Consider the following 26,174-nt stretch of genomic DNA (forward strand, 5'->3'; position numbering starts at 1 on the left):
GTTGTCCCTGGTGCGTTATTCAGGATGGGTGAAAGCATCACGAAAGCTCGTTGTCTCCCAGAAAATACATATTGAGTTTTGGGCATGACAAACCGCCTACGCTTGGGTAATACTCTTTCGCGGGGAGTAAAAGGCGCCGTGAAGCCCTGTCTGCTCTACCGTGCAGGTGTCTTCTTTCACATTCGACTCAGTCGTCCGGTTTGGGGAACAACATATGAAAAAAGTTATCGTCTCGCTCGCAGCTGCTTCGATCGCGCTGGTTTCGGTTCAGGCATTCGCACAGGCATCCGACGCAGCCGCTGCGCCGGCTGCTGCCGCTCCTGCACCGAAGAAGCATCACATCAAGAAGCTGAAGACCCACGGCAAGCGCGCTCCGGTTGCTGCCGCAGCGTCGGCAGCCGGCACGAACGACAAGGGCGCGACGAACTAAGTTGACGCCCGTTCGTCGGGCACGCGTGCCGTACCGTTGCACCGGGCCGTTAGCGGGCCGTCGCAGTCGGGCGCGGCAAGGCGTTGCCAGCAAAAAGGCCAGAGCTTGTGCTCTGGCCTTTTTGCATGCGCGACGGGTTCGCGGTCCGGCCCGGCATTCGCGCGAACCGTGCGCCGCGAGCGTGTCGACGCGCGCGGTTCGGCGTCAGCCCGCGAGGCCGCGTCGGATGATTTGGTCCAGCAGGCCGTTCATGCCGTCCGGATGCGCGGCGGCGCGCGTTTTCAGTTCTTCCGCGAGTTCGCTGTTCAGCTTGCACGCGAATGGAACGAGGCCCTGCGCCTGATCGAGCTTGCGTTGCTCGCGCCGGTCGATCTTCGGCTCGGCCGCGAGACCTGTGCCGCCCCGGCCGACGCCCGCTTGCTTCATTGCGTTGTTCAGTTTCAGTGCCTTGTTCTTTTCAAGGTCGGTTTTTTTCATCGCCATCTGGAAGGCCTCTGCGAAATAGGTAATCCAGCATTGTACGCAGCGCGCCCTTAGCCGGAGCGATCCGACGTTCCCGTCGCAACACTGTCGATCAATGCGCGCATTTTCTGCCAATGCGTGCCTTCCCAGAACACGCGCTCGCACACGTCGCAGGTGACGAAGCGGCTATGCCGCTGCAGCACACCGCGCGGCGCGCGCGGGCCGACCTCTTCTCGTGCAATGCGCCGCAGCGGCGCATTGCACATCAGGCACAAACGAAACGGCTGCACGCTGCGCGCGAGATCGAGCCGCTCGAATACTTCGCGAAACTGCTCGCGCGGCCGCAGCGCGCGCACGTAGCAGCCATGCGTGATGTTGCGGCGTTTCAGCAGCTCGCGGTCGCGCGTCAGCACGATGCGCTGCTGCGCGGCGGCGAGCGCTTCGATGTCGGCGTCGGGATAGTGGTTGTCGTAGAGCGTATCGAAACCGGCAAGGCGCAGAAGCGGTGCAAGGCCGCCGAGGTGCGCGTCGGCGATGAAGCGCGTCACGCGCAGCGGCCGTTCGCGCACGCGCAGCAACGGTTGAATGTCGAGCGCTTCGAACTTCGGATAGACGGCGACGCGGTCGCTTTCCGCGAGCAGGTGATTGAAACCGACCGATTCGCCATTCACGAGAATCAGCTCGACCTCGGTATGCGGCACGCCGAGCACTTCGATCATGTGCTTGGCCGTCGCGCCGCGCGCGCAGACGCAGGCGAACTCGCGCCGGCGCAGCGGCCGGGCGAGAAAGTCGTTCAGCTCCTCGTAGAAGCGGAATGTCGCGATGACCATGCGAGCAGTATCGCACCGCTCGCGTGGTTCGCTGTGCTGCCCGCCGTATTACTTGTTGTCCTGCGCGTGTCGCATGAGTGTGCTCTACTTCGGGTTCTTTAGAAGACGGAGCAATAGATGGACATCGGTTTTATCGGCCTCGGCGAGATGGGTGCCGCGATGGCTGAAAACATTCTGAAAGCGGGCCACCAGGTGCGCGTGTGGAACCGCTCGCCGGAAAAGGCGCAGGCACTGGCTGGGCAGGGCGCGCAAATCGTCGCGACGCCGGCTGAAGCGTTTGCAGGCGACGCCGTGTTCTCGATGCTCGCCGACGATGCCGCGCTGCGCGAGGTCATCACCGCGTCGCTGCTCGAACATGCGCCGCGCGGGCTGATCCACGCGAACATGGCCACGATCTCGGTTGCGCTCGCCGAGGAACTGGCGACCGCGCATGCGTCGCGCGGCATTCACTACGTGGCCGCGCCGGTGCTCGGGCGGTCCGACGTCGCGGCCGCGGGCAAGCTGACGATCGTCGCGGGCGGTCCGGCGGAATCGATCGACCGGCTCCAGCCGATTTTCGATGTGCTCGGCCAGAAGACCTGGCGCATCGGCTCGCTGCCGCAGCAGGCGAACGTGATGAAGCTCGCCGCGAATTTCATGCTCGGCGCGGCGATCGAGACGCTCGGCGAAGCGGCCGCGCTCGTGACCGGCCACGGCCTCGCGATGCAGGACTTCCTCGACGTGATCACGAGCGGCCTGTTCCAGGGGCCGGTGTACTCGGGTTACGGCAAGCTGATCGCCGAGCAGCGCTTCGAGCCGGCGCTCTTCAAGGCTCGGCTCGGTCTGAAGGACCTGCGCCTCGCGCTCGCCGCCGCCGATGCGGTGACGACGCCGATGCCGGTCGCCAGCGTGGTGCGCGACAGCCTGATTGAAGCCATCGCGCATGGCGACGGCGAGAAGGACTTCGCGGTGCTGGGCCAGGTCGCGACGCGCCGCGCCGGCCGCTGAGGCCGTTAGCGCGCTGACGTTCCCTTGCGGTTTGCCGGAGTCGAGCAGGGTCGCATCGGGTAGCGGGCATAATAGCCCGCCCGCTTCTTCTGCTTCCATTCCGATGACTCTACATACCTGGTGCTTGTACGTTGCCACCGTTTTCGTGATTTCCTCGATTCCCGGTCCGAACACGCTGCTCGTGATGACGCACGGCGCCCAGCACGGTTTGCGCCGCGCCAGCGCGACCATGGCCGGTTGCCTGTCGGCGCTGGTGCTGATGCTGGCAGTATCGGCGGCGGGGCTCGGCGTGTTTCTCTCCGCGTGGCCGGCGATGTTCGACGCGCTGCGCATGATCGGCGCGGCCTACCTTGTCTATCTCGGCATCAAGGCGTGGCGCGCGTCGGCAGACGCCGCCGCGCCGAACGTCGACGAACTCTCGGCGCGTCCGGTGCGTTCGCGTTTCTCACTGTTTCGCAACGGTTTTCTCGTCTCGAGCAGCAATCCGAAGGCGATCATGTTCGCGGCCGCGCTGCTGCCGCAATTCATCGATCCCGCGTTGCCGAAGCTGCCGCAGTTTGGCGTGCTCGTCGCGACTTTCGCGGCGATCGATGTGAGCTGGTATTTCGTGTATGCGGGCTTCGGCACGCGCATCGGCGCGAAGCTGAAGAGCCGCAGCGTCGCGCGTATGTTCAACCGGCTGACGGGCGGCGTGTTCGTCGGTTTCGGCGCGATGATGGCGCTGGTGCGCCACTAGGCGTCTGTTCTGTCAACAGGCGAGGGGAGCTATACAGGCGATAGCGAACGTAATTGTTGCGTTTATGCGACATTGAGGGTCAACCCTAATTTTCATGTTGCGACGCACCAGGTGGTTTGCTATAGTACGTCTTGTCTCCTCCATGTCTCCTCTGATATGGATTCAGCCCGCCAACCTAGGCGGGCTTTTTTTTGCCCTGAATTTGCCGCGCGCCGCCGAAGCGGCGGCGCAATCCCGCAGGCGACGCGAATAAAAAAAGCCGGCGGTCCCTCGTACAGGACCGTCGGCTTTGTCGTTTCTGGCGCCCGGCCGTACGCCTCGCTGCACCGGAACCGAATTCAGAATTTATACGACACGGCCAGGAAGGAAATGATCGGATCGGCGCTCAGATCGGCCTTCGACACCCCGAGCTCCGTGCCGTCCGCCGCCTTGATGATGACCGACGACGTCGTCTTCAGCGGAATATAGGTCACCGACGCGACGAGCCCCCAGTGATCGGTGATGTTGTACGCGAGCCCCGCGTTGAACACCGGCGCCCACGACGACGACGCCTTCGCCGAGACCTGCGTCTGCCCCGGCTTGCCCGCGCCGGCCGCGAGCACCGCGCCGAGGTTGTTCTGCGTCGATTGCACGAAGCCGTTGCTGAGCTGGACATCCGAGAACCAGTTGTAGGACACGCCGATGCCGACGAACGGCCGCAGCTTCGCGGTCGGCTCGTTGAAGTAGTACTGGAACAGCAGCGCCGGGCTCCACTGGCGCACGCTTTTCACGATCGGATTGGCCTGCGGATCGCCGAGATCCTGCTGCCCGAGCGCGCCGGCCGGTCCCGGCGGCTTGATCGTGCCGTGGCCGTAGATCTTGAACGTCGGCGGCACGCCCGCCACCGTCGTCACGGCAATGTGGTCGGTCAGGTAATGGCTGAACACGAGGCCGACCGTGTTGGCGCTGTTGGTCGACAGGCCCGTGCCCGCCGACGTGAACGTGTTCGGCAGACGCAGCGGCGTGTTGATCGGTGTCGGCGCGACGTTGGTCGTGAGCGGCGTGCTCGAATCCTGCGGCATCACATGGAACCAGCCGAGCACGGCGACGTTGTCGCCCGCATGCTGGGCGTATGCACTGGCCGACAGCAGCGTCGCCAGTATCGCGAGACAGAATTTTTTCATCGTGTTTCTCCTCTGGCGCCCGCGCGGCTCACGTGCGCGGCGGGCGGCTGCGGGTGGCGAAGGGCATGGGCCCGGCCGCTGCGCGGGATGTTCGTGGGGCTCCAGCCGCCGCGTCGCGCGATGCTCGCGGGGCCGGAGGCCGGCATGCGGCGCCCTCGGTCATGACGGCGCTGCATGCGGCGCTCGTCACTGGACGAACGCGCCGATCGTGAAGTACGGCGAGGCGGCGTTGGTCATGTCGAGGTAGCCGAACACGCCGCCCGTGAAGATCATCTTTCCGGTCGGCTTGGTGCCCGTCGACGCGCCCACCTGGGTGGTCGTCACGACGCCCGGCACGGTCTGCGTGAAGTCCAGATTCAGCGCGGTCGCGAGCGAGGCTTGCGACGCGTTGAACGGATCGAGCAGGGTGGCCTCGCTGCCTTCGAGCGCAGTGGTGCGGTAGTCGAACTGGCTATCCACGCCGATGTACTCGCCGTTCTGCGCGTTCACCGTGGTCGCGGTTTGCGGCGACAGGATCGAGATGCCCGATTCGTCGTCGGCGTACGGACCGGCCGCGCCGTTGACCGTCTGGGTCGGCGACGGATTGGCCGCACCGGTGCGCACGAGGATCGGCACCAGCTGACCGCGCAGCTTGCCGACGATCATGTAGCCGCGTCCCTCGGCGGTCGTCGCGAGCGTCGGCTTTGCCTGGCCGAGGAAGTGATCGGTTTCGAATGCGCCGCTGCCGTCGGCCGCGGTCGGGAAGTTGCCGCCGGGCTGCTGGCACGTGCCCGCGTTGATGCCGGTGTTGTCGCACTCGCTCCACGTGCCGTCGGCGTTGATCGTGATCTTCGAATCGACCGCGACCGGCGCGAAGTTTTGCGACGGCACCTGGTGATAGCCGACCTGGTTGTACGTGCCCGCGACGGCCGAAAGATTCGTCTCGATCGACGAGAAGCCGATGAACGGGTAGTACGGGAACGTGGTGTCGGGCACCGCGCCGACGCCGAGCACGCCCGCGAACGAGATTTCCGCACCGGGGATTGTGCCGCCCGCCACGCCCTCGCCGACGAAAATCCGCGCCGGACGGCTGGCGTCGAGGCTCGCGCCGTTCAGGCGGAACGCGCACTGGTTGAGCTTGCTGGTCGGCAGGAGCGTTTCCTGGGTCAGCGTGCCGCTCGCGGTCTGTCCCGCGCGCGTCGGGACCACAGTGCCGGTGGCGGCGGGGATCGACGACTGGATGTAGCTGATCTGCCACGTCATCTTCGTCGTATCGAGCTGCAGCTTGACGAGTTCGCCGTCGCCGCCGCCGCCCGTGAAGACCGTGCCGTAGTCGAGCGAGGAAGGACACAGCCGGGCTTCGGTCACCGGTCCGTCGCCGCTTCCGCCGCCGCCACCGCCGCACGCGCCCAGCATCGGTGCGCAAAGAGCAAGCACCGAAACGATTCTCCAATTCATACTGCCTCCCTGATGTTCTCGTTGTATGCGGCCGGCTCCCATTCCGGCCACGTTCTGCTGATATGTCCCGGCCGTGCCGTGAGCCGCCGGGTGATTGCGCTGTGCCGCCGCCTTTGTCCGTACCTCTGCGCCCGGGCGCGGCGGCTATTTGCTGATCTGCGCGCCGATGCCGAAGTACGGTGCGCTCGGGGTGTCCGCGTTGGCCGAGGTCGGCGTGATGCCGCCGTTTTCCGCGCCCTGCACCACGATCGCGTACAAGCCGCCCGAGGCGATCGCGAGGCCGGTCTTGCCGTTGCTGTCCTGAACGTCGACGAGGCCGGGGCTCGATGCGCCGTAGCTCAGCCCGATCGAGCTTTCCGCGGCGGACGTCGAGGGGTTGAGGAAGGTCGCGGCCGCGCCTTGCACGAGCGTCGCCGTGTACTTGAAGTTCGAGTCGGCGCCGACGTAGCCGCCGTCGAAACCGCCCGAGGCGAGCGGGGTCGCCGCGGCGAGCATCGCGATGCCGGATTCGTCGTCGACCTTGGCGGTCAGCAGGTTGCTGGTATCGACGTAGCCGGTGCGAACCACGAGCGGAACCGTCGCGCCGTTGAGCTGGCCGAGGATCATGTGCGCGGTACCGAAGTTGCCGGTGCGGAACGGATTGCTGGTCCCGCCGGTGCTCGGCACGATCTGCGGCGGGTTCGTGCTGTCGAAGTAGCCGTTGCTGTTGAGCGTCAGCGCGTTGCCGGTGGACAGGCAGCCCGCCGAACTCGACGACGTGCAGTTGCCGCTCGCGTCGAACGTTTCAAGCGAGTTCGTCGCGACGGTTTCGTAGTTGGCCGTCGGCGAAAGGTGATAGAGCAGGCCGTTGTAGGTGCCGGGCAGTTTCGTGATGTCGGTGGTTGTGCTTGCGAAGCCGAGGAACGGATAGAAGTCGAAGTGCCGCTTGTTGACCGTGCCAAGGGTCAGGACGCCCGGAATGATCGTGACGCCCGCGTATTCGACCGTAGCCCCGGGAATGCCGCCGCCCGCGACACCCTTGCCGATCAGGATCATCGGCGGATTCGGGTTGTTGACGAAGTCCGGCGTCGTGTAGGTCGTGCCGTCCGACGCGGTGCCGCTGCCCGCGCCGAGAATGAATGCGCAGCGCGTCTGCTCGGCGGTCGGCAGCATGCCGGTGGGCGGATGAATCACCGCGCCGGTGATCTGCGTGCCCTTGCGCGTGATCGAAACGCTCGCGCTCGTAAGCGGAATCGGCGACTCGAGCCATTTGAGCGTGTAGGTCATCGCCGTCGCGTCGATGTTCAGCTGCACGATTTCGCCGCTGCCGGCGCCACCGAGGTAGGTGCTCTTGACGATGTCGCCGGTATCGGGACACAGCGTGGCCGTGCTCGCCGCAGGCGTCGGCGCCCCCTGGGGGCCGCAGCTCGCACCCGAGCATTGCGGTGGGTTGACGGGGCCCGGACTGTCGGCGTTGCCACCGCCGCAGGCAATCAGGAATGGCGCTGTGGCAATGGCCATTGCCAGGCCGCGGGTCATGGCGTGCGACATGCTGCTGTCTCCCTTCATGTAATTGTGCGGAGTCATTTTGCTGTGCGTTTAATCGCTGTCAATTGAATGAGCCGTCTAAAAAGGCTGATTCAAACAGCACGAATTTCAGCGCACGCGCACTGCACGGACACTTGCGGTCCTTTTAAACGGAAAAGGATTTTTCGCGCCGGACGCGGCAGCGTTGCTTCGTCGCACTCCCTTGTCGGGCAAGCGTTGCGGCAAAAAGGCTCTATGATCCTGGCACGAGCGTTCGCAAAAAAATCCGGAGTTTCCCCAGGCGGAAAACTATGCTGAACAATGCAATTGAACGCATGAATTACCGGAGCCCGGACGGCAGTCCGGTTTAACGATCGGATGTGCTATTCCGGTTTTTATATTTCAAGTAATACGGGCTACTACCAATTAGCTTTTCGCGCGAATTCGGATTGACGGGCTTTTAAAACAGAAAAGCCGGTCTGTCTGGACCGGCTTTCGAAGCGGTTGCGGGCGCGCCTCTGATCGTGGCGCGGCGCCCGTGGGGCGAGCCGCTTAGCGTTTCAAGCCGGTGTCTTCAGCCGCGCCGATCGCGAGGTTCATGCACTGGATCGCCGCGCCCGATGCGCCCTTGCCGAGGTTGTCCAGACGCGCGACGGTCACGAAGCGCTCTTCGTTGCCGAACACGAACAGGTCGACGCGATTGGTGTCGTTGTTCGCCTGCACGTCGAAGAAGCCGCTGTCGAGATTCGCATCGGCATCGAACGGCGCGACGTGTACGAACGTCTCGCCCGCGTAGTACTCGGCGAACAGTGCCAGCACGTCCTGCGGCGTGGCCTTCTTCGCAAGCTGACCCGGCGAGAAGTACGTGGTGACCGCGAGACCCTTGTAGAAGCCGCCGACGATCGGCGTGAAGATCGGTGCGGTTTTCAGGCCGGTGTGCGCGGCCATTTCCGGCAGATGCTTGTGCGTGAGACCGAGCGCATACGGGCGCGGGCTCTTGAGCTTGTCGTCGCCGCCTGCTTCGTAGTCGGCAATCATCTTCTTGCCGCCGCCGCTGTAGCCGGTGATCGAATACGAATGCGCGGCGAACTCGGGCGACACGACGCCGCCTTCGACGAGCGGACGCATCGCGAGCACGAAAGCCGAGGCGTGGCAGCCCGGCACGGCGATGCGTTTGGCGGTGCGCAGACGTTCGCGCTGCGAGCGGGCCAGCTCGGGCAGGCCGTAGGCCCAGTCCGGTGAGGTGCGGAACGCGGTGCTCGCGTCGATCAGCACGGTGTGGTCGTTTTCGACGAGCGAAGCGGATTCGCGCGAGGCGACATCGGGCAGGCAGAGGAACGTGACGTCCGATGCGTTGATGAGACGACGGCGCTCGTCGAGGTCCTTGCGCTTCGCTTCTTCGATACGCAGGATTTCAACGTCGGCGCGCTGCGACAGGTATTCAAAAATCTTCAGGCCGGTCGTGCCTTCCTGTCCGTCGACAAAAACTTTCGTGCTCATCTCGATCTCACTCGCTGGAAACGGGGCGCGTCGTCGCGCCGGAACGTTATATTTTAAGACCTCGGCGCCATGGACGTGCAAAACAGCGCGAAAAAACGACGATGCGCGCCGAACGTGACACGAGCGTGACCTGTTGAGCGCTGTTGCGGGGCGGTTCGCGGCAGATGCGCCGCAGCGGCGCAACGAACGACGCCCGCGCCTAGCGCCCGTAAGTGACGACGAGCCGCGCGCTGCCGATCGTCGCCGTGCCGATCTCATGATCGAACATCAGCGCGGGGCGTCCTTGCGCGAGCCGCAGATCGGCCGAGTTCAGCGCATACACGGTGATGACGTAGCGATGTGATTTGCCGGGCGGCGGACATGGGCCGCCATAACCGTCGGTATCGAAGTCGTTGCGCGCTTCGACCGCGCCGAGCTTCCTCAGGAAACCGGAAGAACTCGCATTTTCGGGCAAGCCGTCGACGCTGGCGGGAATGCCCGCCACGGCCCAGTGCCACCAGCCGCGCCCCGGCGCATCTTCGTCGAACATCGAGACCGCGAAGCTGCGCGTGCCGGCCGGTGCGTTGCGCCACGTCAGTTGCGGCGAGCGGTTGCCGCCTTTGCAGTCGCTCTGATCGAAAACCTGGGCGGCCTGCACGGTGCCGCCCGCGCGGAGACTCGCGCTCGTCAGCGTAAACGTTCCGTCGGCCTGCGCGTGCGAGCCATGCGCCACGCACAGCATGAGCCCGAGCATCGCGCGGATGAAGCGCGATCGACGCCACCACGGTGAAGCCAGCGAAACAGCCAGGCAACGCACGCGCATGTGCGGGTTCTCCTGTCAGGGCGCGAGGCGCGGGTCCTCGCGATGGTTGTTGTCCTTAATCGTGCCCCAAGGTCGAATCAAGTCTACTAACATTAGCTCTGCGATGCATGATTGTTCGCAACTTGCGGAATTCGCCGAGGGAAATCAGATATAGTGGGACACATTATTGCCGCGTGACTCTTGCTGCGTTTTACCCGTTGGAGTCGTCAGCATAGAAAAAGCGTTTGAAGTCATGGAGACCGGTTTATCCGTACAAAGAGGGGCGATGCAAGGTTCATTCAGGGTCGTGGTTGCGGATGACCATCCGGTCATTCTGTTTGGTGCGGAGCATGCGTTGCACAAGTTTCCCGGTCTGCGGGTCGTGGGGCGTGCGCGGCAGTCAACGGATCTTGTCAGGATTTTGCAAACCACCGCCTGCGACGTGCTCGTCACCGACCTCGCGATGCCCGGCGGTCAATACGGCGACGGCCTGCAACTGATCGGCTATCTACGCCGCAACTTTCCGGTACTCCCAATCGTCGTGCTCACCATGCTTGAGAATGTCGCGCTGCTCAGGCGGCTCGGCGAGCTGGGCGTAACGGCGGTCGTCAACAAGTCGGACGATCTCAGCCATATCGGGCGCGCAGTACAGCACGTCCTCGGCAAGCTCGGGTATATGAGTCCATCCGTCAAAGCGGCGCTCGATGCATTGCGAATCAATTCGCGCGGCAGGCATGCTGAAGTGATGCTGTCCGCACGCGAGCTGGAAGTCGTGCGTCTGTTCGTGTCAGGCATGACGATCAAGGAAATCTCCGAACTCCTGAACCGCAGCATCAAAACGATCAGCACGCAGAAAAATACGGCGATGCGCAAGCTCGGTATCGAGCGGGATTCGGAACTGTTCCAGTATGCGCAGAGCAATGGCTTGCTGAATCTGTCGTCGCATTCGAGCGACGACGTCGCCGACGAATCCTGATTTCGCGCACGATTCGAGTGAGCGAAAAAAAGCCGCCTGTCGAGAGACAGGCGGCTTTTTTTATTTATTGCGCATTAATCGCGTATTCACCGCATGATGCGAACGCGCTTATTGCGGCGTGGACGTGGCGCCGCCGTGCGCTGCCGACCATTCGGCCGGTGCGTGCAGGAATTTTTCCACTTCGTCGATCGTCTTCGTGTCGAAGTAGCTGTTTGCCTTCGCGACGCGCAACACGTCCCACCACGTAGCGAGCGCGTGCAGATCGACGTCGATGTCTTTCAGCACCGACACGCTTTCCTTGAAGATGTTGTAGTGGAACAGCACGAAGCAGTGGTTCACCGTGGCGCCGGCGGTACGCAGCGCATTGATGAAGTTGATCTTGCTGCGGCTGTCCGTGGTCAGGTCTTCGACGAGCAGCACGCGCTGGCCTTCGGTCAGCAGACCCTCGATCTGCGCATTGCGGCCGAAGCCCTTCGGCTTCTTGCGCACGTATTGCATCGGCACCATCAGGCGATCGGAGAGCCATGCCGCGAACGGGATGCCCGCGGTCTCGCCGCCGGCGACCGCGTCGATCTGCTCATAGCCGACATCGCGCAAGATCGTCGATTCGGCCATTTCCATCAGGCCGCGGCGCACGCGCGGATACGAGATCAGCTTGCGGCAGTCGATATAAACCGGGCTCGCCCAGCCGGACGTGAAGATATACGGTTTCTCCGCGTTGAAATGCACTGCTTGCACTTCGAGCAGCATCTTGGCGGTGGTGTCGGAGATCGTCTGGCGATCGAAGCCTGTCGTCATGGGCGGGTCCTTCGGAGTGAGCGGGGGAGAAGCGGGCGCATGGCCCGGTGGCGCAGCAAGCGGGGCAGGCCGCGCCATGTCGGGCGGAATACGTATCCGGCGAGTGGCGTACGGGATTGCGGCGTACGTACAGGCCGTTTTTTGCTGCGCGCGTGGGCGGCTATTTTACCCGAAATGGGTCTTCCCGAGGGGGAAGTCGTGCGCGGCGCCGGGCGCTCGTGTGCCTGATCGTGCGTCCGGCGGTGCGCCTGCTTGCGCGCCCGATGGCCGCGCGAGGCGCGCTTCGCCGAGGTCTTCGGACGGCCCTCGCAGAGGTGGGACCGATGGTGCAAGCGACGCGCGGCGGGCCACCTCGTCTGCCCGGTTGTCTTGTGACCGGCCCTGGCCGCCTTTACACTCACGCGACTTTCTCCTGGGCGCTGCCTCGCGCGAGCCGCCTTTCGACCTACGGAATGCTTTCAATGAACGCCGCTCCTCCCGCCTCCGTCACCGATACCGGCTCCCCCGCGAAACAGGGCTATGCGGGCCGCGCGCTACTCGCGTCGGTGCTCGGTTATGCGATGGACGGCTTCGATCTGCTGATCCTCGGCTTCATGCTGCCGGTGATCGCCGTCGACCTGCACCTGAGCTCGGCACAGGCGGGTGCGCTCGTCACGTGGACGCTGATCGGCGCGGTCGCGGGCGGCGTGATCTTCGGCGTGTTGAGCGACTACTTCGGGCGCGTGCGCATGCTCACGTGGACGATCCTGATCTTCGCCGTCTTCACCGGTCTGTGCGCGCTCGCGCAAGGCTACACGGATCTGCTGATCTACCGGACCATCGCCGGGATTGGTCTGGGCGGGGAGTTCGGCATCGGCATGACGCTCGTGGCCGAAGCGTGGCCGGCCTCGCTTCGGGCGCGGGTGTCGTCGTATGTCGGGCTCGGCTGGCAGCTCGGCGTGCTCGCGGCCGCCTTGCTGACGCCGCTGCTGCTGCCGGTGATCGGCTGGCGCGGCATGTTCGCGCTCGGGCTGCTGCCCGCGGCCGTGTCGTTCTTCGTGCGCCGTCGCGTCGAGGAGCCGGCGCTGTTCAACGAGCGCGTCGCGCGCGGCATGCGCAAGCTGCCGCTGAAACTGCTGGTCGCCGATGGCCGCACGACGCGCGCGAGCATCGGCGTGACGATTCTCTGCTCGGTGCAGAACTTCGGCTATTACGGCCTGATGATCTGGCTGCCGAGTTATCTGTCGAAGACGTTCGGCTATTCGCTGACCCAATCCGGCTTGTGGACCGCCGCGACGATTCTCGGCATGGCGTTCGGCATCTGGCTGTTCGGTATCGCCGCGGACCGTTTCGGCCGCAAGCCGACGTTCCTGTTCTATCAGGCGGGCGCAGTGGTGATGGTGTTCGTCTATGCGCAGCTGACCACGCCGGTCGCGCTCCTGATCGGCGGCGCGGCCATGGGCGTGTTCGTGAACGGCATGATCGGCGGCTACGGCGCGCTGATTTCCGAGCTTTATCCGACCGAGGCGCGGGCGACGGCGCAGAACGTGCTGTTCAACGCGGGCCGGGCGGTCGGCGGCTTCGGGCCGGTCGCGGTGGGCGCGCTGGCAGCGCGCTATTCGTTCGGCGCGGCGCTGGCGCTGCTGGCGTCGATTTATCTGCTCGACATCTTCGCGACGCTGTTTCTGATTCCCGAGCGGCGCGGCACCGAACTCGAATGAGCGGCGTATGCGTATGCGTATCGGATCGATCGCGCATGCGCGCCGACACCGGGCCGACATGACACTGACATCGCGCCGACATAACGCGACACCCCGCGACGCCCCGCCAGCCCTGCGCACCCATGTGGCGGCGCAGCATTATGAACCGCTGTTTCGCTCGTGGTTAGTCCTGTTAACCACTCAGTGCATCGACGCACCCGGGGTGTACACTAACCGACCCGCGAAGCACTCCGCATTGTCGTCCCGTCCTTCGTCGAGGTAAGCCATTGCGCCAACCGGCGCATGCGAAAACCGCCTCGGTCGACTATCCGTCCGACAGATGCAAGCGACGCCGACGTTGTGCTGCGACGGGCCCAATTACTTACGTCTCGCAGGCCTAGAAATGGACGAACAACTCAAGCAAAGCGCTCTCGCCTATCACCAGAATCCGAAACCTGGCAAGATTTCGGTGACGCCCACCAAGCCGCTGTCGAACCAGCTCGACCTGTCGCTTGCGTATTCGCCGGGCGTCGCGGCAGCCTGTATGGCGATTTACGACGAACCGCTCGACGCCCAGAAGTACACCTCGCGCGGCAACCTCGTCGGCGTGATCACGAACGGCACGGCGGTGCTCGGCCTCGGCAACATCGGTCCGCTCGCCGCGAAGCCGGTGATGGAAGGCAAGGGCTGCCTCTTCAAGAAATTCGCCGGCATCGACGTGTTCGACATCGAATTGAACGAGTCCGATCCGGACAAGCTCGTCGAAGCGATCGCGATGCTCGAGCCGACGCTCGGCGGCATCAACCTCGAGGACATCAAGGCGCCCGAGTGCTTCTACATCGAGAAGAAGCTGCGCGAGCGCATGAAGATTCCGGTCTTCCACGACGACCAGCACGGCACCGCGATCATCGCGTCGGCGGCGATTCTCAACGGCCTGAAGGTGGTCGGCAAGAAGCTCGACGAAGTGAAGCTCGTCTGTTCGGGCGCGGGCGCGGCGGCGATTGCGTGTCTGGACCTGCTCGTCAACCTCGGTCTGTCGAAGAAGAACATTCTCGTCACCGACTCGAAGGGCGTGATCTACGAAGGCCGCGGCAACCTCGATCCGTCGAAGGAGCGTTACGCGGCCAACACCGACGCGCGTTCGCTCTCCGACGCGATCCGCGGCGCCGACGTGTTCCTCGGCTGCTCCAGCGCCGGCGTGCTGAAGCCGGAGATGGTCGCCGAAATGGGTTCGCAGCCGCTGATTCTCGCGCTCGCGAACCCCGAGCCGGAAATCCGTCCGGAAGAAGCGCGCAAGGTGCGCCCGGACTGCATCATCGCGACCGGCCGTTCGGATTACCCGAACCAGGTCAATAACGTGCTGTGCTTCCCGTTCATCTTCCGCGGCGCGCTCGACGTCGGCGCAACCACGATCACGGAAGAAATGAAGCTCGCCTGCGTGCGCGCGATCGCCGAACTGGCCGAGGAAACCGATCAGGGCGATGAAGTCGCGAAGGCCTACGAAGGCCACTCGCTCGAATTCGGCCCGGAATACCTGATTCCGAAGCCGTTCGATCCGCGCCTCATCATCAAGATCGCGCCGGCCGTCGCGCAGGCGGCGATGGACTCGGGCGTCGCGACCCGTCCGATTCAGGACATGGACGCGTATCGCGAACAGCTCGGCACGACCGTCTATCGCACCGGCATGGTGATGCGTCCGGTGTTCGCGGCGGCGAAGTCGGAGCCGGCGCGCATCGTGTTCGCAGAAGGTGAAGACGAGCGCGTGCTGCGTGCCGCGCAATTCGTGCTGCTCGAAAAGATCGCGAAGCCGATCCTGGTCGGCCGTCCGTCCGTGATCGAGATGCGTCTGAAGAAAATGGGCTCGAAGCTCAAGTGCGGCGAGGACGTCGAGATCGTCGATCCGGAAGACGATCCGCGCTATCAGAAGAGCTGGCAGGCGTATCACGAACTCGGCGCGCGCGAAGGCGTGACGCCCGATGTCGCGAAGGCTGCGATGCGCAAGTTCAATACGCTGATCGGCGCGATCCTCGTGCGCCTCGGCGAAGCCGACGGCATGATCTGCGGCATGATCGGCCAGTATCACACGCACCTGGACTTCATCGACCAGGTGCTCGGCAAGGCCGACGACGTGCAGAACTTCGCCGCGATGAACCTGCTGATGCTGCCGGGCCGCAACCTGTTCATCTGCGACACGTACGTGAACGAAGTGCCGACCGCCGAGCAACTCGCCGACATGACGATGCTCGCCGCGCGTGAAATCGAGAAGTTCGGCATCACGCCGAAGGTCGCGTTGCTGTCGAACTCGAACTTCGGCAGCGCGCCGTCGTCGTCGTCGAAGCGCATGGCCGAGGCTCGCAAGCTGATCGCGCAACGCGCGCCGTCGCTCGAAATCGACGGTGAAATGCACGGCGACGCGGCGCTGTCGGAGACGATCCGCAAGGCGGCATTCCCCGCCACGACGCTCGCCGGCGAAGCGAACCTGCTGATCATGCCGAACGTCGAGGCGGCGAACATCGCTTACAACCTGCTGAAGGTCGTGGGCGGCGAAGGCGTGACGGTCGGTCCGATCCTGCTCGGCGCGAAGAAGCCGGTGCATATCCTGACGCCGGCCGCGACCGTGCGCCGGATCATCAACATGACGGCGGTGGCTTCGGCCAATGCGCGCAAGCCGGCAAACGCGAAGTAATGCGTAGGTTGCCGGGTTGAAGCGGGCGCGGCTGTAGTGCGCTCGCGGCGGCCTCGGCGCCGGCAAGACGCCACGGGATTCCGGTTCCGTGGCGTTTTTTTGTTGGCGAAAAAAAGCGACGGTCTATGAAGACCGCCGCTTTTTCAATCGGGACGCGCCGTTTTACTCCGCCTTCACTATTCACCCAACAGGCGGCGGCCCAGATCCAGACTTAAAGACCTCGCACGCTCATCAAGCCGCGTGCTGCGTTTTCCCCGCATCCGGCGAGCGCCAACGCGCGAGCAGTTCGTTCCACCTGATGCGCACGCCCTTGAGGTTGTTCTCCTTCACGTGACCATATCCGCGAATGCCGTCGGGCAGATTCGCGAGCTCGACCGCGAGCTCGCGCTTTTGCGCTGCGTTTTGCACCTCGTTTTGGACCGTTAGTCCGCCGATCAGCTCGCGCACGAGCGCCTCGTATTCGCCGATCAGCGCGCGCTCGGTGCGGCGCTCCTCGGTCTTGCCGAACACGTCGAGCGCGGTGCCGCGCAGGAACTTGAGTTTCGCGAGCACGTGCATCGCGCGGAACATCCACGGGCCGTACTTTTTCTTCACGAGATGGCCGTGCGCGTCCTTCTTCGACAGCGTCGGCGGCGCGAGATGCAGATGCAGCTTCCAGTCGCCCTCGAACGTCGCATTCAGCTTCTCGATGAATGCCGGGTCGCTATACAGACGCGCGACTTCGTATTCGTCCTTGTAGGCCATCAGCTTGTGCAGATTCTTCGCGACCGCTTCCGTGAGCGGCAACTGGCCGTCGATGGAATCGAGCGCTTCTTCGGCCGCCCGCACCTGCGCGACCAGTGCGCGATAGCGCTCCGCATAGGCGCGGTTCTGCCATGCGGCGAGGTAGTCGGCGCGCTTGTCGATCAGCGTGTCGAGTGCCTTCGGCGTGTGCAGCGCGATGATCTTGCCGCTCGCGTTGTCCGCCGCGTCGGCGCGTCCCTGCGTTTGCGCGATCTTGCGGACCTCGGCGAGATCGTGCGCGGCGCGCCGGCCCCATTCGAATGCCGCGCGGTTTTTCTCGACCTGCACGTTGTTCAGCTCGATCGCGCGAATCAGCGACTGATACGTGAGCGGCACCCAGCCGCGCTGCCAGGCGTAGCCGAGCACGAACGGGTTCGTGTAGATCGCGTCGCCGAGCAGCGCGACCGCGAAGCGATTCGCGTCGACGGTCGCGACGTTGTCGTCGCCGGCCGCGGCGCGCACGTCGGCTTCGGTGCTGCTGCCGGGGAAGCGCCAGTTCGGGTTCTTGATGAGTTCGGCGGTCGGCGTGTGCGCGCTGTTCAGCACGACGCGCGTATGGCCGTCCTGCATCCGCGACATGCAGTCGGCGCTCGCGGTCACGATCGCATCGCAGCCGATCACGAGGCTCGCTTCGCCCATCGCGATACGGGTCGCGTGGATGTCGGCGGGCTGGTTCGCGATCTGCACGTGGCTCATCACGGCGCCGCCTTTCTGCGCGAGGCCGGTCACGTCGAGCACGGTGACGCCCTTGTTCTCCAGATGCGCGGCCATGCCGAGCAGCGCGCCGATCGTGACGACGCCCGTGCCGCCGACGCCCGTCACGAGCACGCCGTACGGACGGTCGATGGCCGGCAGCTCGGGCTCGGGCACCGGCGGCATTGCATCGGCGCCGACGCCCGACGCTGCCTTCGGCTTGCGCAACTGCCCGCCTTCAACGGAGACGAAGCTCGGGCAGAAGCCGTTCACGCACGAGAAGTCCTTGTTGCAGGTCGACTGGTTGATCTGGCGTTTCGTGCCGTACTCGGTGTCGAGCGGCTCGACCGACAGGCAGTTCGACTTTACCGAGCAGTCGCCGCAGCCTTCGCAGACCGCCTCGTTGATGACGACGCGCCGTGCCGGATCGGGATACGCGCCGCGTTTGCGGCGGCGGCGCTTTTCGGTCGCGCAGGTCTGGTCGTAGATCAGGATCGTAGTGCCCGGAATCTCGCGCAACTGCCGCTGCACCTCGTCGAGCTGGTCGCGGTGATGAATGTCGACGCCTGGCGCAAGACCGGTGTTCGTCGCGTACTTCTCGGGCTCGTCGGTGACGATGACGATTTTCTCCGCGCCTTCGGCGGCCAGCTGATGCGTGATCTGCGGCACGGTCAGCACGCCGTCGACCGGCTGGCCGCCCGTCATCGCGACCGCGTCGTTGTAGAGCAGCTTGTAGGTAATGTTCGCCTTCGAGGCGATCGCCGCGCGAATCGCGAGCAGCCCCGAGTGGAAGTAGGTGCCGTCGCCGAGATTGGCGAACACGTGCTTGTCGTTCGTGAACGGCGCCTGGCCGATCCACGCGACGCCTTCGCCGCCCATCTGGCTGAACGTGCTGGTGCTGCGGTCCATCCAGACCGTCATGTAATGGCAGCCGATGCCGGCCATCGCGCGTGAGCCTTCCGGCACGTTGGTCGAGGTGTTGTGCGGGCAGCCCGAGCAGAACCACGGCTTGCGCTCGACTTCGACGCGCGGGCGCGCGAGTGCCTTTTCCTTCGCGTCGATTACCGCGATGCGCGCGGCGATGCGGGCGCGCACGTCCGACGGCAGGTCGAACTTGTCGAGCCGCGTGGCGATTGCCTTTGCGATGATCGCGGGCGACAGCTCGTAGTGAGCCGGCAGCAGCCAGTTGCCCATCGGCACCGACCATTCGCCGCCCGCGCCGTCCTTTTCGTCGAACTTGCCGAACACGCGCGGACGCTGCGTGTCGGGCCAGTTGTACAGCTCTTCCTTGATTGCGTATTCGAGGATCTGGCGCTTTTCCTCGACCACGAGAATTTCGTCGAGACCGCGCGCGAAGGCCTGCGCGCCTTGCGCTTCGAGCGGCCACACGCAGCCGACCTTGTAGAGACGGATGCCGATGCGCGAGCAGGTTTCGTCGTCGAGGCCGAGGTCGGTCAGCGCCTGGCGCACGTCGAGATAAGCCTTGCCGCCGGTCATGATGCCGAAGCGCGCATGCGGCGAATCGATTTCGACGCGATCGAGTCTGTTCGCGCGCACGTAGGCGAGGCCCGCGTACCACTTGTAGTCGAGCAGACGCGCTTCCTGCACGAGCGGCGGATCGGGCCAGCGGATGTTGAGCCCGCCGTCGGGCATCACGAAATCTTCGGGCAGGATGATGCTCGTGCGGTGTGGGTCGATATCGACCGACGCCGACGATTCGACCACGTCGGTCACGCATTTCATCGCGACCCAGAGGCCCGAGTAGCGGCTCATGGCCCAGCCGTGCAGGCCGAAGTCGAGATATTCCTGCACGTTCGACGGAAACAGCACGGGCAGTCCGCACGCCTTGAAGAGGTGCTCGGACTGGTGCGCGAGTGTCGAGGATTTAGCCGCGTGGTCGTCGCCGGCGAGCACCAGAACGCCGCCGTGCCGCGACGAGCCGGCCGAGTTGCCGTGCTTGAGCACGTCGCCGGAGCGATCGACGCCGGGGCCCTTGCCGTACCACATCGAGAACACGCCATCGTATTTGGCGCTCGGATACAGATTGACCTGCTGCGAGCCCCACACGGCGGTGGCGGCGAGGTCTTCGTTGACGCCGGGCTGGAACACGACCTGATGTGCGGCGAGATGCTTTTTCGCCTTCCACAGCGACTGGTCGAGTCCGCCGAGCGGCGAGCCGCGATAGCCGGAGATAAAGCCGGCGGTGTTGAGGCCGGCGGCGCGGTCGCGTTCCTGCTGCAGCATCGGCAGACGCACCAGCGCCTGGATGCCGCTCATGTACGCGCGGCCGCGTTCGAGGGTGTATTTGTCGTCGAGCGTGACGGAAGACAACGCGGCTTCGAGCGAGGCTCGCTGACCTGCGTCTAGCGGGGCATTCATTATGTGTACTCCTCCACTCAGCTTGGGATCACCAAAACTTTTCTGGCTCCCGGCATCTTGTGAATGCTGGGGCCGGGGTCGTCATATTGACGGGTTTTAAGCGATGGTAGCACTGGTGGAAACCCGCCGCAGCAGCCCGAAAAATGCGGCGATGCGGCGTGGGTTCGGCGCGAATGGCAGCAGGTTGCAAGCCGTTTTCATGAATTTGCCTTGCATTTCGCTCCTATTGCGATTGCGCATGTAACAAGCTGTAAAACCTACAAAATCGCGGAACCGTAGTGAAAATCACTGTCTAATCCGCGACCTGCGTGCAATGTCTTCAATGCGCCGCATTCGGCGGAGCTGCGTGACAGCAGGGCAGTCAGAAAAGGAGTACGCATGAACACGAGAAATATCCAGACCTTCCTGATGGTATCGGCCGCTTTTTTCGCGATGAGCGCGCCGGTCCGTTCGAACGCGGGCAGCACCAGCGCGTTGTCGAACGCAATCAGCCGCGCGGCGCAGGTCGCGCCTGTCAGGCTGGCAAGGAGCCAGAGCGAGCGTTCGGTCAGAGCCGACTAGAGCCCGCGGAATTCGTGATGTACCGCGTTTGCGGTGTGTCGTTTGACAACCGGCCGCGCTCCCGATGAGGATCGCGGCGTAAGCGGAAAAAGGGCGAGGGTCTTACGATCCTCGCCCTTTTTTCATGATGGCGCGTGCCGGTCGCGTTGCGCTGTCAGGGCTTGTCCTGCACGACGCCGCGGCGAATCTGATCGAGCTCGATCGATTCGAACAGCGCCTTGAAGTTGCCTTCGCCGAAGCCCTGATTGCCCTTGCGCTGGATGATCTCGAAGAAGATCGGGCCGATCTGGTTTTCGGTGAAGATCTGCAGTAGCAGATCGTTCGGCGCGCCGTCGATCAGGATCTTGCGCTTGCGCAGTTCCTCGAGCGGCTCGCCGTGGCCCGGTACGCGGCGATCGACGAGTTCGTAGTACGTGTCGATCGTGTCGAGCAGCGAGATGTGCGAGCCGCGTAGACCGTCCACGGTGCGGTAGATGTCGCCGGTGCCGAGCGCGATGTGCTGAATCCCTTCGCCGTGGTAGGCGTCCAGATACTCCTGAATCTGGCCGGCCGTATCCGAGCCTTCCTCGTTGATCGGAATGCGGATCTTGCCGCAGGGCGAGGTCATCGCCTTCGACTTCACGCCGGTCACCTTGCCTTCGATGTCGAAGTAACGCACCTCGCGGAAATTGAACAGGCGCTCGTAGAACTCGGCCCATTCCTGCATGCGGCCGCGATGCACGTTGTGCGTGAGGTGATCGATATAGGTCAGGCCGTGGCCGACCGGGTTCGGATTCGCGCCGGGAATCGGTTCGAAGTCGACATCGTAAATGTCGATATCGCCGATGCTGTTCGGCGTCGCGCCGTTCTTGCCGCGCCAGCGGTCGACGAAATAGATCAGCGAATCGCCGATGCCCTTGATCGCCGGAATGTTCAGCTCCATCGGGCCGGTCTTGTTGTCGAAGCCCCACGCGCCTTTTTCGAGCGCCTGGCTGTAAGCCTTGGCAGCGTCCTGCACGCGGAACGCGATCGCGCAGATCGACGGGCCATGCAGCCGTGCGAAGCGCTGTGCAAACGAATGCTTTTCCGCGTTGACGATGAAGTTGATCTCGCCCTGGCGATACAGCGTCACGTCCTTATGACGATGCCGCGCGACGGCGGTGAAGCCCATCCGCTCGAAGAGCTTGCCGAGCGCTTTCGGGTCCGGCGCGGTGTACTCGATGAATTCGAAACCGTCGGTGCCGACCGGGTTTTCCCAAGTTGAAACCTGCATTGTCTGTCTCCGTTTCCCATGCAAGAGGGCTGCTGAGGTGCGCTGGCGGTGAGCGCGTGGGGCGGTCGGTTGAGCGCGACCGGATGCCACCAGTGTAGAACCGTGGTGGAGACAAAAACTTGCGAACTTAATCACGCATCACTACGCTTGAGCCAGTTTATGGCTCAATTGCAAAGGTATATGGCAGAACATGGCTAATTCCGAGATAGATGCGATCGACCGGCGCATTCTGGCCATCCTTCAGCAGAACGGCAGGCTGTCGAATCAGGAGATTGCGGAACGGATCAATCTGTCGCCGAGTCCGTGTCTGCGGCGGATTCGCCGGCTGGAGGAAAGTGGCGTGATTCGCGGCTATGTCGCGCTGCTCGACGCGCAGCGGCTCGGGCTCGATCTGCTTGCGTATGTCAGCGTGCGGCTCGAAAAGGGCGGCGGCCGCGCCTTCAGTCCGCACGGCGAAGCCACGCATGCCGATCTGTTCGGCGCGGCCGTGCAGACGTGGCCCGAGGTGGTGGCCTGTCACGCGATGACCGGCGAGATGGACTATCTGCTGCGCGTCCAGGTCGAGGACATGGCGCATTTTTCGCGCTTCGTGCAGGATCAGTTGCTGCGGCATCCGTCGGTGATCGACGTGAAATCGAGCTTCTCGCTCGAAAAGATCAAGGAAACGACGGCGCTGCCTATTCTGTGAGCGTTGTCGGCGGCATTACCAGTGCGAAGCGTGGCGTTTGCTGCGAGGCAAAGCGCGGACAGAAAAAAGGGCGACCTTGCGGCCGCCCCCTTCTCATTTCCCCGTAGCGATTATTCAGGCAGCGACGGCTGCCGGCATGAACGACTCGAAGAGCCGCGATGCCTGGCGCGCCTGGCGCTTGAGTGCGTAGTCGAGCACTGCGGCCTGCTCCTGCAGCATCTCGGCGAGGATGCTCGACTGGTCGGCGGGGGCCAGCGTCAGATAGGCATCGGCTTCGCCGTACGCGTATTCGATCTTCATGCCGGCCTTTTTCGCGATATGCATCATCGTCGAATTGCGTGACAGGCAGTGGATATACAGCATCGTGACGCGCGTGTTGCGGCTGCGGATCGCGGCGCGCTCGAACAGCTTCGTGCCGATACCTTGGCCACGCGCGCTTTCCAGTACCGACACGCCGAATTCGGCGGTGCGCTTGTCTCCTTCGGCCGGCAGATAGGCCAGGTGGCCGACGCCGGTGAGTTCGAGCTTGCTGTTGAATACGCCGAACACGGTGTCGCGCGTGAAGTCGATCGCGCGCACGTAGTTTTCGATGACGTGATTCGGTACGACCTGGCCGAAGCGCAGCAGACGATCGTCTTCTTCGAGCGCAAGGAAGTGGGCCAGCAGCCGTTCGCGGTCGATCGCGGTGAGCTCACGGACCAGAGCGGGCTCGCGTCCAGCAGACAGCGACGGACGATCGTTTGCGACGATCGGCTCGGCGATGCGGGGTGTCAGCGTGTTCATGGTCGGGTTCTCCTTTTGATCGGGCGGCGTGGTGCACCGCAAAATCGATTCTAGCGGAAACCAGGCTCACTCACTAGGGAAAACCCGTATAAAAACCCGAGGGGATAATCTAAAATACTCTGGCTCTATTTTTAATTATTTGATTTGTATGTAAAAAATAAAATGAACGGGCGTTCGTGGAAGGATGCCTCACGCATATAATTCAGACATGTCTTAAGCGGTCAACCGTTCTGGATATTGCTGCTTTGCGTCATTTCGTGTGGTGCGCGAGCCGGCATTCCGCCGTGGGCCGGCGCACCGGCTCCTTGCGCGGAGCCGCCGTCTCAGTGCGCCGGCGCCGGGCCGAAACCGTGCTCGAGCACGTCCACCACCTGCTCGGCGAACTCGCGGTAGCCCATCTTGCCGTCCGGCTTCAACCACGTGAACGTCCAGTTGATCATGCCGAACACCATCATCGTCAGCGCGGTCTGGTTGTCGCGCGTCGCGCGCTCGGGGTAAGCGCGCGCGAGCTGGCGCGCGAAGGCCGAGACTACGTCGCGCTGACGGTTCAGGATGATCTCGCGTTGCGCGTCGACCAGATACTTCACGTCGTTCAGCAGCGCGACGTGCCGGCTGTGCGACGTTTCATACTCGGAGAGGAACGCGCGGATCAGCTCGGCGAAGGTCTCGCGCTCGCTGAGTCCGCGCCGCTGGCTTGCGCCTTCCACCTCGGTGATGATCAGCATCAGCCGCTTCGTGTAGCGGTCGAGCAGATCGAACAGGATCGCTTCCTTGCTCGCGTAGTAGTGATAGAGGCGCGCTTTCGAGGTGCCGCTCGCCGCGGCCAGATCGGCCATCGACGTGCTCGGATAGCTGGTCTGCGCGAATTTTTCCGCGGCCAGTTCGAGAATCTGCTCGCGTTGGGTTTCGTGGTCGGGGGCTCGGGTGCGGGCCATAGTCGTTTGTTTTACGGGTTTGAGCGGAGGGCGAACGTGGCGCACAGTTCGAGCGAGCGCCAGGCGTTCGTGTCGCCGCGCAGGCGGATACGCCGTCTGGCCGCCAGTTCGCGCAGGCGCCACAGCACGATGCTGTCGCTGACGAGGAACCAGAGTTCGGCGCTCATCACCCCGGCGGCGATGCGCGCGGCGGGCTGCCATGCTTCGGCGGCGTGATCGAGGATCAGCGCGTCGAGTTCGGCGAAGCTGCTGCTCGTGAACGTGTTGTCGCGCCAGCGCCGGGTTTCGCCGTTCGCGTGCTTGACTTCCTGCCATTCGAGCGCAAGCCGGCTGATACGTAGCACGGAAATCGGCGCGGCGTCGGGCAGGCGCGACTGCAACACGTCCGGGGCGAACATGCCGACCGACGTCGCGCGGTCCTTGCGGGTATGCGCCCACGCGAGCGGATCGGTGAGATCGGCAATCGACAGCCGCACCTCGTTCAGACGCTGCGGACTATTGCGCAGGTAGTAGCAGACCCGGCGCAGCATCAGCTGATCGGACGAGCTTTCGCCGTGCCACACGACCAGATTCGCGGTTCCGTTCGCGATGCTGTTCAGCGCCGCGGCCTGATCGCGGAATTCCTGCAGGAAATTGCGCTTTGTGTCCGCGCTCACGCGCTCCCAGAAATCGGCGCGCATGTCCGGACCGTCGTCGATGCCGCGCAGCGGGCCGACGGCCAGATCGTCCCGCAACGCCTGTACGCGGTCGTCGCGGCCGGCCTGGGCCAGCGCGGAACGGAGGGATTCGGCGGCGACGTCGCCGTTGGTGAGGTGAATCGTGCTCATGGACAAAGGCTTGCTGTGGCGCTTGCGGCGGTGACAAAAAGAGGCCGCTCATCGACCGGAAACCGACGTTCCGGTCGATGAGCGGCCCCTAGTGTAAGCGGATCGCGAAATGGCCGAAAGCGCGCCGGCCGTCGGGCAGACGTAGCGCCGCGTCAAAAGCGCAATGCTGCCGAGTCGTGTCCGACCATGATAGAGCGCGGATTGCCTTTGGCTTAACGCTCGTCGTAGCTCACCACCACGCGCTCGCTGACCGGATGGCACTGGCAGGTCAGCACGAAACCGTCGCGGATTTCGTGTTCTTCGAGCGTGTAGTTCTTTTCCATCTTCACTTCGCCTTCGAGCACCTTCGCGCGGCAGGTGCAGCAGACGCCGCCCTTGCACGCATACGGCAGCGCGAGGCCGGCGCGCAGGCCGACGTCGAGCACGCTCACGCCCTGATAGGGCAGGCGCAGCTTGCGCCGTTTGCCGTCGAGCACGATTTCGAGATCGGCAGCGGGCGTGTCTTCGGTGATTTCGACGGGCGGCACGCCCGCTTGCGGCAGCGGCGTGCCGAAGCGCTCGACGTGCACTTTCGCGGGCGGCACGCCGGCGGCTTTCAGCGCGGCTTCGGCGGCGTCCATCATCGGCGCGGGGCCGCAGATGAACGCTTCGTCGATTGCCTCGGCCGGCAGCAGCTGTTCCATGAAGGCCGCGCACTTCTGCTGATCGAGCACGCCGTTGAACAGCTCGACGTCCTGCAGATCGTCCGACAGCACGTGGTACAGCACGAAGCGGTTCATGAAGCGGTTCTTCAGGTCTTCGAGTTCCTCGGCGAACATGATCTGGTCGACGCTGCGGTTGCCGTACACGAGCGTGAAGGTGCTGCGCGGCTCGATTTCGAGCGTCGTCTTGATGATCGCGAGCACCGGCGTGATGCCCGAGCCGCCCGAAAACGCGAGGTACTGCTTACCCTGCTCGGCGTTCAGGTGCGTGAAGAAGCGGCCATCCGGCGTCATCACGTCGATCGTGTGGCCGGGCTGCAGCGTGTCGAACGCGAAGTTCGAGAAACGCCCGCCGCGCACGCGCTTGATGCCGATGCGCAACTCGCCGTCGCGATCGTAGTCGGTGACGCCCACACAGATCGAATACGAGCGGCGCGTTTCCTCGCCGTCGATATGCGTCTTCAGCGTGACGAACTGGCCCTGCGTGAAGCGATAGTGGTCGCGCAGTTCGACCGGGACTTCGAACGCGACCGAGACCGCGTCGGCGGTTTCGGGGCGCACTTCGCGGATACGCAGCGGATGAAATTGCGGGGTGGCCATA

The 26,174-nt window shown here is 64.0% G+C and carries 22 protein-coding genes; 8 read left to right on the plus strand and 14 right to left on the minus strand.

The genetic code is table 11. The features are described from left to right. Positions 1-214: 214 nt before the first annotated feature. Complete coding sequence (locus F3J20_RS21375; protein WP_167047535.1) at positions 215-430, plus strand: hypothetical protein; 216 nt, start codon at positions 215-217, stop codon at positions 428-430. Between the two features lie 204 nt (positions 431-634). On the opposite strand, the gene F3J20_RS21380 is transcribed toward F3J20_RS21375, so the two are convergent. Both F3J20_RS21380 and F3J20_RS21385 read right to left on the minus strand, forming a co-directional pair. Next, entirely contained in the window at positions 635-913 is a 279-nt protein-coding gene (locus F3J20_RS21380; RefSeq protein ID WP_167047538.1) for a hypothetical protein, read from the minus strand. A 50-nt stretch (positions 914-963) separates the two neighbouring features. Next, positions 964-1,722 carry a Mut7-C RNAse domain-containing protein gene (locus F3J20_RS21385; RefSeq protein ID WP_167284450.1) on the minus strand — a complete coding sequence of 253 codons (759 nt, stop codon included), beginning with the start codon at positions 1,720-1,722 and terminating at the stop codon, positions 964-966. A gap of 117 nt (positions 1,723-1,839) precedes the next feature. Between F3J20_RS21385 and F3J20_RS21390 the strand changes: the two genes are divergently transcribed. Together F3J20_RS21390 and F3J20_RS21395 are read left to right on the plus strand one after the other, a co-directional pair. Next, positions 1,840-2,709, plus strand: coding sequence for an NAD(P)-dependent oxidoreductase (locus F3J20_RS21390; RefSeq protein WP_167047544.1), 870 nt, complete (start codon positions 1,840-1,842; stop codon positions 2,707-2,709). A 103-nt stretch (positions 2,710-2,812) separates the two neighbouring features. Beyond that, the gene (locus tag F3J20_RS21395) at positions 2,813-3,445 is read left to right on the plus strand and encodes a LysE family translocator (protein ID WP_167047547.1); all 633 of its coding nucleotides are present in this window, start codon (positions 2,813-2,815) and stop codon (positions 3,443-3,445) included. A gap of 338 nt (positions 3,446-3,783) precedes the next feature. Here F3J20_RS21395 and F3J20_RS21400 read toward each other — a convergent pair whose 3' ends face one another. The 5 genes from F3J20_RS21400 to F3J20_RS21420 all read right to left on the minus strand — a co-directional run bounded on the left by F3J20_RS21400 (position 3,784) and on the right by F3J20_RS21420 (position 9,853). Then, on the minus strand, positions 3,784-4,608 hold the full coding sequence (locus F3J20_RS21400; protein WP_167047550.1) for an OmpW family protein: 825 nt from the start codon (positions 4,606-4,608) through the stop codon (positions 3,784-3,786). A gap of 186 nt (positions 4,609-4,794) precedes the next feature. Further along, positions 4,795-6,045: a DUF2957 domain-containing protein gene (locus F3J20_RS21405; RefSeq protein WP_167047553.1), complete on the minus strand. Its 1,251-nt coding sequence runs from the start codon at positions 6,043-6,045 to the stop codon at positions 4,795-4,797. 144 nt (positions 6,046-6,189) lie between these two features. Beyond that, positions 6,190-7,575 carry a DUF2957 domain-containing protein gene (locus F3J20_RS21410; RefSeq protein ID WP_167047556.1) on the minus strand — a complete coding sequence of 462 codons (1,386 nt, stop codon included), beginning with the start codon at positions 7,573-7,575 and terminating at the stop codon, positions 6,190-6,192. Positions 7,576-8,103: 528 nt separating this feature from the next. Continuing rightward, complete coding sequence (gene argC, locus F3J20_RS21415) at positions 8,104-9,051, minus strand: N-acetyl-gamma-glutamyl-phosphate reductase (RefSeq protein WP_167284451.1); 948 nt, start codon at positions 9,049-9,051, stop codon at positions 8,104-8,106. A gap of 199 nt (positions 9,052-9,250) precedes the next feature. Continuing rightward, a complete protein-coding gene (locus F3J20_RS21420; protein WP_167284452.1) occupies positions 9,251-9,853 on the minus strand; it encodes a YbhB/YbcL family Raf kinase inhibitor-like protein in 603 nt (200 codons plus the stop codon). Positions 9,854-10,118: 265 nt separating this feature from the next. Here F3J20_RS21420 and F3J20_RS21425 point away from each other — a divergent pair, with 265 nt between their 5' ends. Then, positions 10,119-10,808 carry a response regulator gene (locus F3J20_RS21425; RefSeq protein WP_167047565.1) on the plus strand — a complete coding sequence of 230 codons (690 nt, stop codon included), beginning with the start codon at positions 10,119-10,121 and terminating at the stop codon, positions 10,806-10,808. A gap of 108 nt (positions 10,809-10,916) precedes the next feature. Here the strand turns inward: F3J20_RS21425 and F3J20_RS21430 are convergent, their stop codons facing one another. Continuing rightward, on the minus strand, positions 10,917-11,606 hold the full coding sequence (locus F3J20_RS21430; RefSeq protein ID WP_167047568.1) for an orotate phosphoribosyltransferase: 690 nt from the start codon (positions 11,604-11,606) through the stop codon (positions 10,917-10,919). Positions 11,607-12,067: 461 nt separating this feature from the next. Here F3J20_RS21430 and F3J20_RS21440 point away from each other — a divergent pair, with 461 nt between their 5' ends. Next, a complete protein-coding gene (locus F3J20_RS21440) occupies positions 12,068-13,306 on the plus strand; it encodes an MFS transporter (RefSeq protein WP_167284453.1) in 1,239 nt (412 codons plus the stop codon). Positions 13,307-13,688: 382 nt separating this feature from the next. Continuing rightward, entirely contained in the window at positions 13,689-15,971 is a 2,283-nt protein-coding gene (locus F3J20_RS21445) for an NADP-dependent malic enzyme (protein WP_167047574.1), read from the plus strand. Positions 15,972-16,202: 231 nt separating this feature from the next. On the opposite strand, the gene F3J20_RS21450 is transcribed toward F3J20_RS21445, so the two are convergent. Continuing rightward, on the minus strand, positions 16,203-19,826 hold the full coding sequence (locus tag F3J20_RS21450) for an indolepyruvate ferredoxin oxidoreductase family protein (RefSeq protein ID WP_167284454.1): 3,624 nt from the start codon (positions 19,824-19,826) through the stop codon (positions 16,203-16,205). Between the two features lie 378 nt (positions 19,827-20,204). On the opposite strand from F3J20_RS21450, the gene F3J20_RS21455 reads away from it, so the two are divergent. Further along, positions 20,205-20,387: a hypothetical protein gene (locus tag F3J20_RS21455; protein ID WP_167047580.1), complete on the plus strand. Its 183-nt coding sequence runs from the start codon at positions 20,205-20,207 to the stop codon at positions 20,385-20,387. Between the two features lie 154 nt (positions 20,388-20,541). On the opposite strand, the gene hppD is transcribed toward F3J20_RS21455, so the two are convergent. Next, entirely contained in the window at positions 20,542-21,639 is a 1,098-nt protein-coding gene (gene hppD / locus F3J20_RS21460; protein WP_167284455.1) for a 4-hydroxyphenylpyruvate dioxygenase, read from the minus strand. A gap of 190 nt (positions 21,640-21,829) precedes the next feature. On the opposite strand from hppD, the gene F3J20_RS21465 reads away from it, so the two are divergent. Further along, on the plus strand, positions 21,830-22,327 hold the full coding sequence (locus tag F3J20_RS21465; protein WP_167047585.1) for an Lrp/AsnC family transcriptional regulator: 498 nt from the start codon (positions 21,830-21,832) through the stop codon (positions 22,325-22,327). A 114-nt stretch (positions 22,328-22,441) separates the two neighbouring features. Here F3J20_RS21465 and F3J20_RS21470 read toward each other — a convergent pair whose 3' ends face one another. The 4 genes from F3J20_RS21470 to paaE all read right to left on the minus strand — a co-directional run bounded on the left by F3J20_RS21470 (position 22,442) and on the right by paaE (position 26,173). Continuing rightward, complete coding sequence (locus F3J20_RS21470; RefSeq protein WP_167284456.1) at positions 22,442-23,110, minus strand: GNAT family N-acetyltransferase; 669 nt, start codon at positions 23,108-23,110, stop codon at positions 22,442-22,444. Between the two features lie 323 nt (positions 23,111-23,433). After that, the gene (locus F3J20_RS21475) at positions 23,434-24,045 is read right to left on the minus strand and encodes a TetR/AcrR family transcriptional regulator (RefSeq protein ID WP_167047591.1); all 612 of its coding nucleotides are present in this window, start codon (positions 24,043-24,045) and stop codon (positions 23,434-23,436) included. A gap of 11 nt (positions 24,046-24,056) precedes the next feature. Beyond that, positions 24,057-24,872, minus strand: a complete 816-nt coding sequence (locus F3J20_RS21480) for a DUF1835 domain-containing protein (RefSeq protein ID WP_167047594.1) — start codon at positions 24,870-24,872, stop codon at positions 24,057-24,059. A gap of 212 nt (positions 24,873-25,084) precedes the next feature. Beyond that, positions 25,085-26,173, minus strand: coding sequence for a 1,2-phenylacetyl-CoA epoxidase subunit PaaE (gene paaE / locus F3J20_RS21485; protein WP_167047596.1), 1,089 nt, complete (start codon positions 26,171-26,173; stop codon positions 25,085-25,087). Between the last annotated feature and the right edge of the window lies 1 nt (position 26,174).

The sequence above is a fragment of the Paraburkholderia sp. Cy-641 genome, from assembly GCF_011752945.1.
Lineage (GTDB): Bacteria > Pseudomonadota > Gammaproteobacteria > Burkholderiales > Burkholderiaceae > Paraburkholderia.

Excerpts from the sequence above, each read along its gene's own strand:
- F3J20_RS21375 (WP_167047535.1), top strand. The coding sequence starts at position 215 with ATGAAAAAAGTTATCGTCTCGCTCGCAGCTGCTTCGATCGCGCTGGTT.
- F3J20_RS21380 (WP_167047538.1), bottom strand. The coding sequence starts at position 913 with ATGGCGATGAAAAAAACCGACCTTGAAAAGAACAAGGCACTGAAACTG.
- F3J20_RS21385 (WP_167284450.1), bottom strand. The coding sequence starts at position 1,722 with ATGGTCATCGCGACATTCCGCTTCTACGAGGAGCTGAACGACTTTCTC.
- F3J20_RS21390 (WP_167047544.1), top strand. The coding sequence starts at position 1,840 with ATGGACATCGGTTTTATCGGCCTCGGCGAGATGGGTGCCGCGATGGCT.
- F3J20_RS21395 (WP_167047547.1), top strand. The coding sequence starts at position 2,813 with ATGACTCTACATACCTGGTGCTTGTACGTTGCCACCGTTTTCGTGATT.
- F3J20_RS21400 (WP_167047550.1), bottom strand. The coding sequence starts at position 4,608 with ATGAAAAAATTCTGTCTCGCGATACTGGCGACGCTGCTGTCGGCCAGT.
- F3J20_RS21405 (WP_167047553.1), bottom strand. The coding sequence starts at position 6,045 with ATGAATTGGAGAATCGTTTCGGTGCTTGCTCTTTGCGCACCGATGCTG.
- F3J20_RS21410 (WP_167047556.1), bottom strand. The coding sequence starts at position 7,575 with ATGTCGCACGCCATGACCCGCGGCCTGGCAATGGCCATTGCCACAGCG.
- argC (WP_167284451.1), bottom strand. The coding sequence starts at position 9,051 with ATGAGCACGAAAGTTTTTGTCGACGGACAGGAAGGCACGACCGGCCTG.
- F3J20_RS21420 (WP_167284452.1), bottom strand. The coding sequence starts at position 9,853 with ATGCGCGTGCGTTGCCTGGCTGTTTCGCTGGCTTCACCGTGGTGGCGT.
- F3J20_RS21425 (WP_167047565.1), top strand. The coding sequence starts at position 10,119 with ATGCAAGGTTCATTCAGGGTCGTGGTTGCGGATGACCATCCGGTCATT.
- F3J20_RS21430 (WP_167047568.1), bottom strand. The coding sequence starts at position 11,606 with ATGACGACAGGCTTCGATCGCCAGACGATCTCCGACACCACCGCCAAG.
- F3J20_RS21440 (WP_167284453.1), top strand. The coding sequence starts at position 12,068 with ATGAACGCCGCTCCTCCCGCCTCCGTCACCGATACCGGCTCCCCCGCG.
- F3J20_RS21445 (WP_167047574.1), top strand. The coding sequence starts at position 13,689 with ATGGACGAACAACTCAAGCAAAGCGCTCTCGCCTATCACCAGAATCCG.
- F3J20_RS21450 (WP_167284454.1), bottom strand. The coding sequence starts at position 19,826 with ATGAATGCCCCGCTAGACGCAGGTCAGCGAGCCTCGCTCGAAGCCGCG.
- F3J20_RS21455 (WP_167047580.1), top strand. The coding sequence starts at position 20,205 with ATGAACACGAGAAATATCCAGACCTTCCTGATGGTATCGGCCGCTTTT.
- hppD (WP_167284455.1), bottom strand. The coding sequence starts at position 21,639 with ATGCAGGTTTCAACTTGGGAAAACCCGGTCGGCACCGACGGTTTCGAA.
- F3J20_RS21465 (WP_167047585.1), top strand. The coding sequence starts at position 21,830 with ATGGCTAATTCCGAGATAGATGCGATCGACCGGCGCATTCTGGCCATC.
- F3J20_RS21470 (WP_167284456.1), bottom strand. The coding sequence starts at position 23,110 with ATGAACACGCTGACACCCCGCATCGCCGAGCCGATCGTCGCAAACGAT.
- F3J20_RS21475 (WP_167047591.1), bottom strand. The coding sequence starts at position 24,045 with ATGGCCCGCACCCGAGCCCCCGACCACGAAACCCAACGCGAGCAGATT.
- F3J20_RS21480 (WP_167047594.1), bottom strand. The coding sequence starts at position 24,872 with ATGAGCACGATTCACCTCACCAACGGCGACGTCGCCGCCGAATCCCTC.
- paaE (WP_167047596.1), bottom strand. The coding sequence starts at position 26,173 with ATGGCCACCCCGCAATTTCATCCGCTGCGTATCCGCGAAGTGCGCCCC.